This window comes from Chryseobacterium artocarpi, from assembly GCF_001684975.1.
In the GTDB taxonomy this organism is placed as follows: Bacteria; Bacteroidota; Bacteroidia; order Flavobacteriales; family Weeksellaceae; genus Chryseobacterium; species Chryseobacterium artocarpi.
This window is the reverse complement of the sequence record NZ_MAYH01000034.1, coordinates 653,491-669,342: the sequence shown is the minus strand read 5'-3', so window position 1 is coordinate 669,342 and position 15,852 is coordinate 653,491. Positions and strand designations below refer to the sequence as shown.

Sequence of the window (15,852 nt, the reverse complement as noted above, 5' to 3'; positions counted from 1 at the left end):
TTTTGGTAGTAAAGAATGCTATTATTAGAATTTTACTGTTTTCGGTAATTTGTTTATTGTATAATGATATTAAAGCTGCTGTTATGAAAGCTTTCTTTTTATATGATATGGCTGTTAAAATTAAACTTCTTTATTACAATACGAAAAAAGTTAATGTTTTGATCTAAGCTGTGTCAAAGTATTTTCAAGATTATCCGTAATCTTTTTCACTTCGATATGAGGTCTGAAGACAAGTCCTTTTCCTTTTTCTTCATCTGCAATATTAGAAAGAATAATCACTGAGCTCTTCGTTTCCGGATAGTAAATATTCAGAGACGGTGACCCTTTTACATATCCGCTGTGAAAGTAAGAGTTGGGCTTTCCGATATTCAGCATGATTCCATAAGCATAGCCCATTTTCCCGAAAATGGCATGACGTCTTTCCGCACTTTTTGCCATAAACTGCTTCAGTGTTTCCGGCTTAAGGATTTTTCCACTGTATAAAGCATTATTCCAAATATGAAGATCGTCAATGGTAGAAAGTATACCACCGGCAGGAGTACCTATCTCTTTTCCGCCTAATCTTTTGGGCATATTCGGAACCTCTTGAGCTGTATTGCCATTACCCACATAAGCGGATGCAAAATTATTTCCTTTAAAAATATTGCCTGTCGATGAATGAGTCATTCCCGCTTTTTTGAAAAGTTCAACCGCGTTTTCATCATATGATTTTCCGGTTACTGTTTCTACAACCTTTCCAAGAGCATTAAATCCGTCATTTGAATAATAGAAGTCAGAACCACTTTTAAACATAAGCTTTCCTCCCATCATATTCAGCCCGGAAGTATGATTCAAAAGCTGGTGAATCGTAATGTTCTCATATTCTTTAAGCTGAAATTCCTTTAAATATTTTGAAACTTTATCCGTCACATTCAGTTTTCCCTGTTCCATCTGAAGTAAGATCATTACAGCAGTGAATTGCTTACTCACCGACCCAATGGCAAAGATGGTGTTGCTATCAATTTTCACTTTTCTTTTAAAATCAGAATATCCGTTTTCTTTTCTGTAAAGAGGAATAGAATCTTTAAAAACAGCAATGCTTCCATTAAAATGATACTTTTTAAAGACAGAATCGATCTGTTGTTCTAAAAGTGTTTTCTGAAAAACAGCAATGGTAGAATCTACAATCGCTTTTTTATCAATAGGAGGAGGTGGAGTTTCTGTTTTACAAGATAGTAAAAAGCAAAAAGGCAAAAGGAAAACTAAATTTTTGATCACGGGTGTTTATTTTGAAATTAAAATTGATACTCTTAAAGATACTGAAATTTTTAAGAGCGTTGTAGGATGCAAAATGCGTGCTAAGAAGGTTTTTTGCAGATAAAATAAGCACTCGGAGAATATATTTTATGCTCCTTATGTGATTGAAGAAATTAAATACAGATCGCTTATATACAGTGAATCATTTTATTAATACATCAGTAGCTAAATAGATCGTTATTTTGGAAGCAGATCACAAAACCAAAAAATATATTCCTCCTCTTCATCTTCCGGTTTTACTTTAGGCTTGGGGTAGGTTTTCTTTACTGTTTCCCCAATTACAAACTGAACAGGACTTTTAAAAATAGGACCGTCAAAAGTAAAGGTGTGAAACTCTCCATTTTCTCCACAAGGATCTATATTGTCCGGTAAATCATCAAGGAATTGCTGATCAATAATTCGTCCTGCAAAACTTTTGTCTAAATATGAACCATTTACACATGTTACAATAGTTTTGAATCCCAATTGTAAAAACTCCTGGATGAGGTCTGAAGTATCTCGTTTCCAAAGAGGAAATATAGCTTGCATTCCAATACTATTTAATTGTTCTTCTCTGTATTTACGAAGATCCTCGAGGAAAATGTCTCCAAAAATAGAATGAGTGATACCCTGAGCCTGTATTTCAGACATTGTTTTACTCATGATTTCCTGATATTCTTCCATTGATGGTTCCTTTGGTAGTTCCATTTTAATAAGAGGAATGCCAAGAAGAGAAGCCTGTTGCTCCAAAAGAGAGACATGAACACCATGCATAGAAATCCTTTGGAATTCTTTGTTAACGCTGGTGAATAATGTAGCGACTTCATATTGGTCTGCCTGCAATATTTTATGAAGAGCTAATGCAGAATCTTTTCCACTGCTCCAGTTGAATAAGGCTTTTGGTTTCATTTTCAAAAATAAAAATCTCCCAAAAATAAGGAGATTTCAATTATAATGATTTGTTTATCGAGAATATAGTAAATACAGATTCTTGATAAAGCCTTTACCGGATAATTCTTTTGCAGTTACTTTATCATAAAAAGCCAGATACTTATATTCGGGATGTTCTTTTCTTATCCTCTCAAATTTTCTTTTTCCAACTTTTTTTCCATCGAAGAAATAATAATCGGGAGGTTGTGGATCTGTAAGTGAAATGGCGCCAATAGTGGTATATTGTTTTTCAATTTCAAAATTCTGTTTACTCAGCAGTTCATTTGGTTGTAGAATAGAGGTCGTGTAATCTATGAATTCTTTATTATTTGAACCCATTACAGAATAATCTATTCTGATGATATTTTGTTTTACTAAAACTTTTTCGGGAAAAGTTAAAGTGAAATTTCCTTCTTCATCTGCCTTTGCAGTATACAGTTTTCCCAATGTTACCAGAGAAATTTCTCCTGAGTTGAGTTTTAAATTGTTTCTAGAAATCAATTTACCGCTGATGGTAATATTTTTTTGGTAGGTATTTTCTACACCAGGAATATTTGTTTGTGCCTGAATATAGGTTGCCGATGTTAAAGTTAAAGCTAACATTACGCTTGATAAAGCAGGTTTTAAAAAAGAAATCTTTCCACAGATAGATTTTTCCTTTTCTAAAATCTCATCAATTTCTTTCTCGGAAAAACGGTCAAGATCCCAAATTTTCTTAGTACATACCTCGCAAAATTTACCATCCGATACATTCTGCATTTCTTCCCAATTTTGTTTACACGGCTCTTTAATTTGAAATTTTTTGGTCATTAAATGTTTTTTTATCCCTAAAAATACAAAACCTCAAAGATTTCTTTGAGGTTTTGGTATATGATTTTTGTAAGTATTAATGAGAAGACTTACATATTTCTTCTGTATTTACCACCCACTTCAAATAAAGCATTGGTGATTTGTCCTAAAGAACAGAATTTTACAGCGTCAATCATCACTTCGAATAAGTTTTGTTGGTTGATAGCCGCATGCTGAAGTTTTCTCAGAGCTTCCTCAGATTTTTCGTCATTAGCTTTCTGAAAGTTATGAAGTGATTCAATCTGTGCCTGTTTTTCTTCTTCAGTAGAACGGATAACCTCACCCGGAAGTACTGTTGGAGAACCATCTTTTCCTAAGAAAGTATTTACCCCGATGATTGGATATTCACCTGTATGCTTCAGCCATTCGTAATGCATGGATTCTTCCTGGATCTTAGAACGTTGGTACATAGTTTCCATTGCTCCCAATACACCACCCCTTTCTGTGATTCTATCAAACTCTGCATATACAGCCTCTTCCACAAGATCCGTAAGCTCTTCAATAATGAATGATCCCTGAAGTGGGTTTTCATTTTTAGCAAGACCTAATTCTTTGTTGATGATCAGCTGGATTGCCATTGCTCTTCTTACTGACTGTTCTGTAGGAGTAGTAATTGCTTCGTCATAAGCATTCGTGTGAAGTGAGTTACAGTTATCGTAAATCGCATAAAGTGCTTGTAAAGTAGTTCTGATATCGTTGAAATCAATTTCCTGAGCGTGAAGAGAACGACCTGATGTCTGAATGTGATATTTCAGCATCTGGCTTCTTTCATCTGCTCCGTATTTCAATTTCATTGCTTTAGCCCAGATTCTTCTTGCTACACGTCCGATTACTGAATATTCAGGATCGATACCATTAGAGAAGAAGAAAGATAAGTTTGGAGCAAAATCATTGATGTCCATTCCTCTGGACAAGTAGTACTCTACATAGGTGAAACCGTTTGCCAATGTGAAAGCAAGCTGGGAAACAGGGTTGGCACCCGCTTCAGCAATATGGTATCCGGAAATTGAAACAGAGTAGAAGTTTCTTACTTTTTCTTTGATAAAATATTCCTGAACGTCACCCATTAATCTTAAGGCGAATTCCGTAGAGAAGATACAGGTATTCTGAGCCTGGTCTTCTTTTAAAATATCAGCCTGAACGGTACCACGAACGGTAGCAATTGTTTTTGCTTTAATTTCAGCATATACATCTGCAGGAATTATTTCGTCTCCGGTTAAACCTAAAAGCTGTAATCCTAAACCGTTATTGGATGGAGGAAGTTCTCCGTTATATTTAGGTCTTTCTAAGCCTTTGTCATCGAATTTTTCTTTAAGCTTAGCTTCAACTTTAGCTTCTAAACCATTTTCTTTAATGTATTTCTCAACATTCTGATCGATAGCGGCATTCATAAAGAAAGCCAATAGCATCGGAGCAGGACCATTGATGGTCATTGAAACAGATGTCAGCGCGTTTACCAAATCAAAACCTGAATATAATTTTTTAGCATCATCCAAAGTTGCAATGGAAACTCCGGCATTACCGATCTTACCATAGATATCCGGTGGTAAAGCTGGATCCTGTCCGTATAATGTTACCGAGTCAAAAGCTGTGGATAAACGTTTTGCAGGCATTTCAGCTGATACATAGTGGAATCTTCTGTTGGTTCTTTCAGGACCTCCTTCTCCTGCGAACATCCTTGTTGGATCTTCACCAGTTCTTTTGAAAGGGTAAATCCCTGCCGTATAAGGGAAGCTTCCCGGAAGGTTTTCCTGTCCTTTCCATTTGATCAGATCACCCCAGTCGTTGTATTTTGGTAATGCAATTTTTGGAATTCTTAAGTGGGATAAAGATTCTGTTGAAGTCTCTACCTTAATTTCTTTTCCTCTTACAAAATAGGAGTAAAACTCAGCATGGAAAGCTTTTTTAGTATCATCCCATGTTTTAAGGAAGTCAATGTTTTCTTGTTGCAATTCCTTTTCTGCCTTTTGATATTCATTATCTAAAGCTTCATTGGAAAGAATATTTTTTACTCCTTCAATATGATACATTGTTCTTGCTAAAGCAGCCTGCTTTTCAACATTTGCATCATATTGTTTGTTGTTTTCAACGATTTCAGAAAGGTAACGAACTCTTTTCGGAGGGATAATAGTTACTTCGTCAGTGATTTCCTGTTCAACGAAAGTTTTAAGCCCTAAATCTGCAAACTTATCATTTACTTTTAAAACTAATCTGTTGTAAAGCTCCGTTGTTCCATGGTCATTAAACTGAGATGCTTTTGTAGCATATACCGGCATGTCTTCTAATGGGCTTTCCCATAAAAGGTGGTTTCTCTGGAATTGCTTTCTTACCGCCTGAAGTGCATCAAGCGCTCCACGTTTGTCAGACTTATTTAAAGCAACCAAATCTGCATAATCTAACATATCGATTTTTTCCAGCTGTGTAGAAGCACCATATTCAGGAGTCATTACATACATGGAAACATCAGCAAAGTCAGAAACTTCTGATCCGGATTGTCCAATACCTGAAGTCTCAAGAATGATCACATCCGGGTGAGCCAGTTTCAATACATTCAAAGCAGAATGGATGAATGGAGAAACGGAAACATTGTTTTCTCTGGTTGCCATAGAACGCATATAAACTCTAGGATCGTTGATGGCATTCATACGGATTCTGTCTCCCAATAAAGCACCTCCTGTTTTCTTTTTAGAAGGGTCAATAGAGATGATTGCAATCTTTTTATCAGTATTGGCACGTAGGAAACGTCTTACCAATTCATCCGTTAAAGATGATTTCCCGGCACCACCGGTTCCTGTAATACCAATGATCGGAATATTTAAATCTTTTGATTTCTCGTCAATAGCTTTTACCAATTCAGGTTTTTCCTCAGAAAAGTTTTCAACGGCAGAAATTATTCTTGCAATACTAGTTGAATTTTCAAAGCTGATTGCATCCAGGTCTTCTGCTGTAACATCTTTTCCGGTAGCAAAGTCTGATCTGTGTACCAAATCGTCAATCATTCCCTGAAGACCAAGCTCACGACCGTCGTCTGGAGAATAGATTCTGTCAATTCCATAAGACATTAGATCTTTGATCTCCTCCGGAAGAATTACACCTCCGCCACCACCGAAAATTTTAATCTGTGGAGAGTTCTTTTCTCTTAAAAGGTCATAAATATATTTGAAATATTCATTGTGACCTCCTTGATAGGACGTTAAAGCAATAGCATTCGCATCTTCCTGAATAGCTGTGTTTACAACTTCTTCTGCTGATTTATCATGTCCTAGGTGAATCACTTCACATCCAGTTCCCTGAATGACACGACGCATAATATTGATCGCAGCATCATGTCCGTCAAATAATGACGCAGCTGTTACGATTCTTACCTTGTTGGTTGGAGTATATTTTTGGGTTTCCATAAAAATTCTAGAAAGTTTCTAAGTTTTCAAATATAATAATAAAAAAACAACCTTGTGTTTGATTTTATTTTATTGGTTTTCATTGTTTTATATTGGGTTATTTAATAAAATATCTCCAATTTTATGTTTAATGATTTCAAAGTGCTGAGGTTCGGTAGTTACAGAATTAAAAATAATTATCGGATTTTGTTTAGAAATCGGCAGGTCGGCAATTACTAGAATTAAAATCTTTATTTTTGCAGCATATTTTACAGACATGCAAAAAGCTTTGATATATTTCGTATTGGGAACAGCAGTAAGCTTTCTTATCAATTATTTCCTATTAAGCTCAGAGAGTATAGCTCTTGAGATTTACTATGCTGTTGCTTTTGGAGCAGCATGGGCTGTTGCTTATTATTTGGATACTCCGGATATTACACTTCCTAAAAAACTGGGACTGTCTTTTATTGTAATGGCTATTCTTGTTTTTATAGGAACTTTAATTTTTAAACTTGAGCTGGCTATTCCATCCATACTGAAATTTTCAATGGTGTTTGTAGCCTATTATGTGATTGCAAGTTTCAGGGCAACGAAGTCATTAAGAAAATAAAATAAAAGGCTGTCATCATCTGACAGCCTTTTATTTTAATGAAGCATCATAAAACTTACCAGAGCGAGCCCTGCAAGTAAAAACATGAATGCAAAGAAGTTTATAGCAATTAATATAATTCCAACCATAATGCTAACCAACCCATGTGAGCGATAAACCCTTCGATGAGCAATAAAGAAATACCCCATACTGTAGATTGTAATGATGGTGATTACGAAATAGATGAGAGCATTCAGAGCTTTAATATCTGTTAGTTTTGTAAGTTTTCCAAATAAGAATATCAATAAAATGGTAAGTAATAAGAAAGAGAAGTAATGCAGGGTAAAAATACCATGATCAAAATACCACCATTTTTTCTTATTGTGAAATACCCATAAGAAGAAGGCGAACAAAGGAAGATAGATGAATAAGGCTTTAGGCAGATTGTGAAAAGATTTTTCTATCATATTGCTTAAAAGCTCCTTTTTAGTAATACCGTGGTCTTTAAGCTCGAAGTATTTATGAATAATAGGCTTTTCTACAAAATCTAAGTATCCTGGATTTTTAGCCTTAGCTGAGTCATAGGATTTTTTTGTCTTATAGTTTCCGTCCCCGGAATCTATTGTTTGGTCCATATCCAGTATTTTTTCAACCTCGGCAGAATCGGGAACCATTTTTAGCTTTTCAATAGCAAGAGAATCATCTTCAGTCAGTATTTTTTTAGCTTTTATACTATCAATTATTTTCTGTGTTCCGATAGCTTTAATAGGTTTCATAATTTTTACAAGACCTGTATCGCTTTGTTTTTCATCATGCTTATCATTGGATCCTATATTTACCATAGGAAATAAGGCAAATACAAAAAATGTAATAAAACTGACGAAAATATAAAGCTTTACAGGAGGAACAAATATCTGCCTCTTTCCTTCAAGATAAGTATTGGTCAGTTTACCTGGTTTAAACAATAAATTTTTTACTGTTCCCCAGAACTGCCCATCGTAATGGGTAAAGTCTTCAATAAAATGGGTGAAAAGGAAATAGAAAGGTTGTCTGCGTTCAGTATTTTCCTGTCCGCAATGAGGGCAGAATCTTTCTTCAACGTGATGCCCGCAGTTCAGGCAGGTTTTATCTTCTCTGATTTTTCCGTGACTCATGGGTAGTTTCTTCTGCGACAAAGATAATTATTTCATGAAATAAATAAATATTCTAATGTTTTTTTGAAGAAATTATTAATATAAATATAAAATGACTGGGAAACATCTTATAAAGAGTAAATCTGAAACAACAGATAAATCTAAAAGTAAAAAATAGAAAAGGAGGGTTAATAAAGAAAGAGTTGAGGGAATAAACTCTTGCTTTATCATATTTGTGTTCTTAGAATCATCTAAGCGTTTTTTTTCATCGCAACAACAATTTACAAGATTTATGCCAAAATATAAAAACTGTTAAAATCTAATGGTAGAAGGTTGAATAGCAGATATTATATAGATTAAATGAAATATGTTTTTGCGTTACAAAAATAATTTGTACCTTTGCACACCCTTTTAGGGGTAAATTATGTTTAATCTTTAACTAAAACGTGTGAATACATTAAGTTACAAAACTGTTTCAGCGAACAAAGCTACTGCTAATAAAGAATGGGTTGTGGTAGACGCTGAAGGACAGCCGTTAGGAAGACTAGCTTCTACGGTTGCAAAGATTTTGAGAGGTAAGCACAAAACGAACTTTACACCTCACGTAGATTGTGGTGATAACGTAATCGTTTTGAATGCTGGGAAAATTACACTTTCCGGAAACAAGTGGGCTGATAAGACTTATATCTGGCATACAGGATATCCTGGTGGACAGAAGTCTATGACTGCGGCTGAACTTCAAAAGAAAGATTCTTTAAAGGTATTAGAGAAATCTGTAAAAGGTATGCTACCTAAAAACAGATTAGGAGCTGCTATCCTTAAGAACCTTTATTTATATGAAGGAACTGAGCACAAACATGAAGCTCAACAGCCTAAAACAATTAATGTTAACGAATTTAAATAATTAATTATGTCTATAGTTCACAAAATCGGAAGAAGAAAAACTTCTGTAGCAAGAGTTTATGTAAGACCAGGTTCTGGAAACATTACAGTAAACGGTAAAGATGCTAAAGAATATTTCTCTACAGACGTGATGGTTTACAAATTAAACCAACCGTTCATCCTTTCTGAGACTGTTGGTCAGTATGATGTTACCGTAAACGTATTCGGTGGTGGTAATACAGGTCAGGCAGAGGCTATCAGATTAGGTATTTCAAGAGCTTTATGCGAAATCAACGCTGAGTTCAGATTAGCATTAAAGCCAGCTGGTTTACTTACAAGAGACGCAAGAATGGTGGAAAGAAAGAAGCCAGGTCAGAAAAAAGCAAGAAAGAGATTCCAATTCTCAAAACGTTAAGATTTGCTGTTGGCGAATGGCTATCGGCTATTGGCTACAGAAATGTACTACATTTTATTTAAACTTAATCTCGGCGAAAAGCCCATTGCCAAAAGCAATAAGCAGACCGCCCATTGCCCGTTACGTTTAGCATCCAAACGCTTCTCCCATCTAAAGAAGTTGTTGATTGTTTAAAAAACGGAAAGTAAACTAACAAAAACAGAAAACATGGCAAAAGCAAATGTAAAAGACCTTTTAGAGGCTGGTGTACACTTCGGTCACATGACTAGAAAGTGGAACCCAAATATGGCTCCATACATTTTTATGGAGAAGAACGGTATTCACATTGTAGACTTACATAAAACAGCAGTTAAATTAGATGAAGCGTGCAGCGCTTTAGAAAAATTAACTTCTGCAGGTAAAAAAGTTCTTTTCGTAGCTACTAAGAAGCAAGCGAAAGAAGTTGTTGCAAAACACGCTTCTGAACTTAATATGCCTTATATTACAGAAAGATGGCCTGGAGGTATGTTAACGAACTTCGTTACTATCAGAAAGGCGGTAAAGAAGATGAACTCTATCGACAAAATGAAAAAAGACGGTACGTTCGAAACTTTATCTAAAAAAGAAAGATTACAAGTTGACAGACAAAGAGCTAACCTAGAGAAGAACTTAGGTTCTATCGCTGACATGGTGAGACTTCCTTCTGCTGTATTTGTAGTTGACATCTTAAGAGAGCACATCGCGGTAACTGAAGCTAAGAAACTTGGTATTCCAGTTTTCGGTATCGTTGATACAAACTCTGACCCTAGAAAAGTTGACTTCGTTATCCCAGGAAACGATGATGCTTCTAAGTCTATTGATATGATCCTTAGCGTAGTTTCTGAATCTATCAAAGAAGGTCAGTCTCAAAGAAAAGCTGATAAAGAAAAATCTAAAGAAGAAGGAGAAAAAGTATCTGCTGATACAGATGCTGATTTCGATGCAGAATAATTAAAGATTTATACTTTATATATTTAAAAACCACTGAATTTTATTCGGTGGTTTTTTTTGTTTTTATTTATAATTTTCGGCTTTAAATTCGATTTTATTCGAATTTGAAGTGTTTTTTTAAATACTTATCACTGAATATTTGTTTTTGTAGTGAATTGTATATTTTTGAACTGCAAAAACTATACAATGAAGAAACAATTATTTCTTGGTGTCGCATTGACATTGAGTTCATTAGGCACCGCACAAAATTATCTGGGCTCTGAGTATGTGGAGACAAAAAAAGTGAATGAGAAAGGGATGATAAAGTTCATTTCCTTTAAATCCGAGGTCAATGTGTCTGTAAGAAATGCTGAAAATATTCTGAAACAGATTACTCAAGTGAAAGGATCTTTCAACACTCTGAAAAAAGTAAAATCAGAAACAGATCTTTGGGGTTCACAGCATGACTTTTATAAACAATACTTCAATGAAGTGGAAGTTGCCCACAAAATGTATGTTGTTCATTCAAAAAACGGAACAATCACCTCCATGAATGGAAATGTGAGTAATATTGAAATTCCTTTTACTTTATCCTCTCTTAAAACCCCTGAAGAAATCTATAAAATAGGTTTGGCTCAGCTGGGAAACAATTATTCCACACCGGATGAATTTAAAGGAATTATACCTAAAAGTTCTTTAGTTGTTTTGTCTAAAGATATTTCAGGAACTTCAGATCGCTATGCTTATACCTTTGCTATGGTCTCCAGTAAACCGGGAGATCTTGAAAGAGTATATATGGATGCAGTAACAGGAAAAATCCTGAAAAAAGAGGGGCTTCTTAAAACTCATCAAGCTAAAAATACAGTTTTTAATAAAGAACAGACAAGTTATATAGATCATTTGAAAGATTTAAAAAGGACATCTGAAATCATTTCTGCTGAAACACCTGCGCCCTTCTTTACAGCCGGAACTGCCGATACAAGATACAGTGGACAAAGGTCAATAGAAACATTACAGACTACAAATGGCTATGAACTGAATGACGAGTCCAGATTTGTGAAAACGTTGAATTATACCGGTGGAGAAGTTTTATCGGCTATTATAGCTACCGTTTTTTTAGGAGGTCCTGATGCGGCGGAAGCATTAACGACTAAATATGTAGATGCAGATAATAACTGGACTACTGCCGAATATGCCTCCACAAAAGATGATGGTGCTTTAGAGACTCATTGGGCGTTTTCTCAGGTTTATGATTTTTTTAAGAACGAGTATGACCGAAATGGGTTTGATAATCAGAATTCACAAGTAAGATCTTTCATTCATCCGACTATTAATGGAACTCCTTATAACGCTTCCTGGGTAAGTCTGTCTACGATAGATGCTAGCTTATCAGGTGGGTATATGTTTATTGGTAATGGCGGACAGCCAAATTCCTCCACTAACTGGGATATCGTAACAGGGCTTGATGTGGATGCTCATGAATTTGGTCACGGTGTTGATTCAGCTTTTGGAAATCTTGTATATGAGAGAGAATCCGGAGCTTTGGATGAGGGATTTGCTGATATTTGGGGAGCAACAGTAGAAGCTAAAATGGCTCCTGAAAAACAAAGATGGATTATGGGGGAAGATTTTGTTCTTTCCCAGCCTGATGGGATCAGATCCTTTGAAAACCCTAAATTATTCAATCAGCCGGATACTTATATGGGGCAGCATTGGAAAGATACATCAGCTAACTGTACCCCTGATACCAATAATGATAAATGTGGTGTTCATACCAATTCGGGAGTATTGAATCATTGGTATTATTTGCTGGTAGAGGGAGGTTCAGGAACCAACGATAATGGCTATGCTTATAGTGTATCAGGAATCGGTATCAAGAAAGCTGCCGATCTGGTTTACTCCACCCAGCAAAATTATGTTCAGTCTCAGTCTGTATATGCCGATGTCAAAGATTTTACAATTCAAGAATCTGGAATATTATATGGAGTAAACTCGGCAGAAGTTAATGCTGTTAAAGCTGCATGGTGTGCAGTGGGGGTAACAACAGGAGAAGAGTGTGCTAATCTTTCTATTTCAGAAACTAAAAATGTACCTTTATTTAGTATATATCCTAATCCAGTTAGTAATGAGCTTACTATTATTTCATCTGCAAAAAATGCTGGAAAATTAAAATATAAAATTACCAATGTTGTAGGGCAACTTATTCAAGAAGGCAATGTTATAGATAGCAAAGTAAATGTTTCAATATTACAAAAGGGAAATTATATTATTTCTATTGATGGAATAGGTAACTATAAGTTTATTAAAAACTAAATATATTTTTTATTGATAAAAAAAGCTCCTTTAGAATAACCTGAAGGAGCACTTTTATTTTAATTAGTAAGCTTTATTGAGTATGAACTCGTAATAAACTTTGTAGATTGATAAGATGAATTACAAAGCATTCCGGATAATCTGTAGTTTTGATTTTTAGGAAGCATTGTGTAACCTATTTTTCCGGCACCTATGGGAATTTTTTTAAAGAAATTGTTTCCGCTTATGGTAAGCACCATATTGCAGCGAGACTTATTCTCAACCGAAATGGATGTTCTGGGATTAGCCGGATCATCATTATTGAGAAGATCGTTTAGTACCTCTGTTGTTTCCGGTTTATAGGTTTTGATAAGCTCATTGTATTCTCTTTCAGTATTGGCTGCGTTACCTGCATTACCACGATTATTAGTTGGATAAGGGTTTCTGATAGGATAACCGCCATAATTCACATTACAGCTGGTAAGAATCAGTGATACTCCTGCGAGAACGAATAGCTTTTTCATACCGTTTTATTTTTTCCTTGTTAAATTAATAAACTGTATCAGTTCATTAGTTGATTCGGAATTTAATGTAAGTAATTGTTTTACCTTTAGATGAGAACAGCTCTTCATAATATGTTTTGATGTCTCTCAAATGTTCCGTATTAGGATCATATTCCGGAGCTCCATAGATATCATGGTGAGCAGAGATGATTTCATATCCGGCACCTTGCAAATATCCTAAAGTATACCCGTGAAGAAACTCTGAATCTGTCTTTAAATGAACGATTCCTCCAGGTTTAAGAAACTTTTTATATCTGTTTAAAAAGTCAGGGTGAGTTAATCTGTGCTTTGTTCTTTTATATTTTATTTGTGGATCCGGGAAAGTGATCCAGATTTCATCCACTTCATTTTCTGCAAAGAAATAATCAACAAGTTCAATCTGTGTTCTTAAAAACGCCACATTGTTCATATTGTTGTCCACAGCTTCCTTAGCTCCAAACCAAAATCTTGCTCCTTTAATATCAACCCCGATAAAGTTCTTTTCAGGGAATGTTTTTGCAAGCCCTACAGAATATTCTCCTTTACCACAGCCTAATTCAAGAACGATAGGATTATCATTTTTGAAGAAATTGTCTCTCCATTTTCCTTTCAATTCGAAGCCTTCTAAGGCATCTTCTCTTGTAGGTTGAATTACATTTGGTAATATCTTGTTTTCCGCAAATCTTGCTAATTTATTCTTGCCCATTGAGTCATTTATAAAATGACTGCAAAAATACTAAAATTTACATAGAATTAAGGGCTTTTAAAGCTAAAAGACCAATGTGGAAAATATGATATTGATTTGATTATTTTACTGTTGTGCTTCCCAAAGCCACCATAATTGGTTTTTGAATGGTTTTTTGTGAAGCATACTGTGCACCACAAACCAAGCTGGTAAAAAGGTATTGCCCCTTCTCAATGACAATAGAATTATCACTTCGGGCGGGGATAGCGAGCCTGTATTTGGTAGTTCCAACACCTTCCATCCTTACAATAATATTACAGTCCGATTGATTTTGAATGAGTACAATACATTCTTTGGCATTAGGGTCATTATCAAACAGGGAATTGAGGATTTTTACAGTTTTATTCTGATGTTCAATAGGAGAAATATTCATCAGCATATTAAATTCTTCAGCTTCTGCGTTAGGAATGGCAGCATTTGATGCCGTATTTACAACAAATGTATTCTGAGCATTGCTTGGAGTGTATACTGTTGTGGGTTGTTTTGCAGCAAGCTCAGCTTTGTATTTTGCAATCTGTTTTTGTTTGATGATTGCATTCATTTCATCAAAAGTAATCTTTGTAGAAGGTCTTCTTCGAAGTAAAGCAAGCATTTCCTGCATGTCTTTTACTTTCTGATCTGCCGGGTGTGCATTTTTAATATACTCTTTCATGAGTTCCATTACTCTTGGTTTCAGTACAGAACGCCTTGGATCATCAGGATGGGCATCTCTCAGGAAAGCATTGATTTCATAGATATTATTACTTTTGATAATATCACTATAGTCTTTTCCTCTTTTTTGGGCAGATAGACAAAAAAACATGACTGAGCCAATAAGTAAAAGTAGTCTTTTCATTAATAAATATTAAGTTAAAAATGGTGTACTTCTCTTAATCTGTGTTTAGGTCTATAGTCTTTTTCTTTGATAACGAAATAGTATTGTTTTTATTTTAAACACTTGATCGTGACATAAATTTACACATATTTTTGATTATTTGTTAAAATTATTTGATAAAGTTTCAATAATCATGATTGTAAAATAAAAAATCCATGCAGAATATACATGGATTTTTATTTATAAATAGTTGTGGAATTATTTATTGTCAACAATTTCCTGAAGATGGGAATTTCTTAATCTTCTCTGATAAATCGGAAGATATTTTTCAATAGGAATTTTTATAGCTTCGAAGTTTCCTGCAAGCACATAAGCTTCAATATTTTCCGAACTATAAACAAATTGTAGGAAGTTGTCTATCAGATTCTCAGGAATCTTAAATCTTGTGAAATAATCTTTACCAAGGTAGTTTTTAATCTGAGTCACAGAACTATTCATTCTTTCATAGGCAAGATAACGCTGCTTTTTCTTTCTTTCTCCGGAAAGTACATCATAAATACTCTCGAGGCTGAAAGTAAGCCCACCATCTCTTAATCCGGCAACAGGAAGTTCTGGTGAATTTCCATCACCTTTTGGTTCTGGAAGCCCAATTACCTTTTTGATTGCAAGTGCTTTGTCTTCTTTTCTGAGTGAATTTACATCATATCGAAGGTTCCCTGTAGGTTTGAATCTGCTGAGTACAATTTCCTGAATTTCATAGTAGGCAATCTTAAGTTCCACCAGGTTTTTCTGTTCCATTAATTGTGGAGTCAGTTTTATATCTTTTCTTTCGGTGACGATAGAAGTGAATCTGATAACGTCACCGGGATTTGCAGGAACGGTAAAATTGCCGTTATAGTCAGTAAGAACGGTCTTTTGAGTGTTAAGGTTAGTTACATATACCTGATTAAGATACAGGATTGAGTTATCTCTTAAGAATACCTCTCCAGAGTATGTTTGAGCATTAATTTTTGCAAGAAAAACCAATAGCAACAGAGTAAACAGTTTCTTCATATAATTGG

At 34.9% G+C, this 15,852-nt stretch carries 14 protein-coding genes; 5 read left to right on the top strand and 9 right to left on the bottom strand.

The window, feature by feature from the left end:
- Positions 1-150: 150 nt before the first annotated feature.
- From BBI01_RS14550 to BBI01_RS14535, 4 genes are all read right to left on the bottom strand, one after another.
- Positions 151-1,257 (bottom strand): serine hydrolase domain-containing protein, encoded by a 1,107-nt coding sequence (locus BBI01_RS14550; RefSeq protein WP_065395367.1) that lies wholly within the window; start codon positions 1,255-1,257, stop codon positions 151-153.
- 216 nt (positions 1,258-1,473) lie between these two features.
- On the bottom strand, positions 1,474-2,184 hold the full coding sequence (locus BBI01_RS14545; protein ID WP_065395366.1) for a Dph6-related ATP pyrophosphatase: 711 nt from the start codon (positions 2,182-2,184) through the stop codon (positions 1,474-1,476).
- Positions 2,185-2,238: 54 nt separating this feature from the next.
- A complete protein-coding gene (locus BBI01_RS14540; RefSeq protein ID WP_065395365.1) occupies positions 2,239-3,015 on the bottom strand; it encodes a hypothetical protein in 777 nt (258 codons plus the stop codon).
- Between the two features lie 89 nt (positions 3,016-3,104).
- Positions 3,105-6,452, bottom strand: coding sequence for a methylmalonyl-CoA mutase family protein (locus tag BBI01_RS14535; RefSeq protein WP_065395364.1), 3,348 nt, complete (start codon positions 6,450-6,452; stop codon positions 3,105-3,107).
- 256 nt (positions 6,453-6,708) lie between these two features.
- Here BBI01_RS14535 and BBI01_RS14530 point away from each other — a divergent pair, with 256 nt between their 5' ends.
- Positions 6,709-7,041, top strand: a complete 333-nt coding sequence (locus tag BBI01_RS14530; protein ID WP_065395363.1) for a hypothetical protein — start codon at positions 6,709-6,711, stop codon at positions 7,039-7,041.
- 35 nt (positions 7,042-7,076) lie between these two features.
- On the opposite strand, the gene BBI01_RS14525 is transcribed toward BBI01_RS14530, so the two are convergent.
- On the bottom strand, positions 7,077-8,174 hold the full coding sequence (locus BBI01_RS14525) for a DUF3667 domain-containing protein (protein ID WP_065395362.1): 1,098 nt from the start codon (positions 8,172-8,174) through the stop codon (positions 7,077-7,079).
- A gap of 427 nt (positions 8,175-8,601) precedes the next feature.
- On the opposite strand from BBI01_RS14525, the gene rplM reads away from it, so the two are divergent.
- From rplM to BBI01_RS14505, 4 genes are all read left to right on the top strand, one after another.
- Entirely contained in the window at positions 8,602-9,057 is a 456-nt protein-coding gene (rplM, locus tag BBI01_RS14520) for a 50S ribosomal protein L13 (RefSeq protein WP_027375420.1), read from the top strand.
- A 6-nt stretch (positions 9,058-9,063) separates the two neighbouring features.
- Entirely contained in the window at positions 9,064-9,450 is a 387-nt protein-coding gene (gene rpsI, locus BBI01_RS14515; protein WP_047373582.1) for a 30S ribosomal protein S9, read from the top strand.
- Positions 9,451-9,657: 207 nt separating this feature from the next.
- Positions 9,658-10,419: a 30S ribosomal protein S2 gene (gene rpsB, locus BBI01_RS14510; protein WP_034692922.1), complete on the top strand. Its 762-nt coding sequence runs from the start codon at positions 9,658-9,660 to the stop codon at positions 10,417-10,419.
- Positions 10,420-10,605: 186 nt separating this feature from the next.
- The gene (locus tag BBI01_RS14505; RefSeq protein ID WP_065395361.1) at positions 10,606-12,711 is read left to right on the top strand and encodes a M4 family metallopeptidase; all 2,106 of its coding nucleotides are present in this window, start codon (positions 10,606-10,608) and stop codon (positions 12,709-12,711) included.
- Positions 12,712-12,770: 59 nt separating this feature from the next.
- Here BBI01_RS14505 and BBI01_RS14500 read toward each other — a convergent pair whose 3' ends face one another.
- The 4 genes from BBI01_RS14500 to BBI01_RS14485 form a co-directional block, all read right to left on the bottom strand.
- Complete coding sequence (locus BBI01_RS14500; protein WP_065395360.1) at positions 12,771-13,214, bottom strand: DUF6759 domain-containing protein; 444 nt, start codon at positions 13,212-13,214, stop codon at positions 12,771-12,773.
- Between the two features lie 46 nt (positions 13,215-13,260).
- Complete coding sequence (gene trmB / locus BBI01_RS14495) at positions 13,261-13,938, bottom strand: tRNA (guanosine(46)-N7)-methyltransferase TrmB (protein ID WP_065395359.1); 678 nt, start codon at positions 13,936-13,938, stop codon at positions 13,261-13,263.
- A 100-nt stretch (positions 13,939-14,038) separates the two neighbouring features.
- Positions 14,039-14,812, bottom strand: a complete 774-nt coding sequence (locus BBI01_RS14490; protein ID WP_065395358.1) for a DUF6759 domain-containing protein — start codon at positions 14,810-14,812, stop codon at positions 14,039-14,041.
- 237 nt (positions 14,813-15,049) lie between these two features.
- Positions 15,050-15,844 (bottom strand): hypothetical protein, encoded by a 795-nt coding sequence (locus tag BBI01_RS14485; protein ID WP_065395357.1) that lies wholly within the window; start codon positions 15,842-15,844, stop codon positions 15,050-15,052.
- Positions 15,845-15,852: the final 8 nt, after the last annotated feature.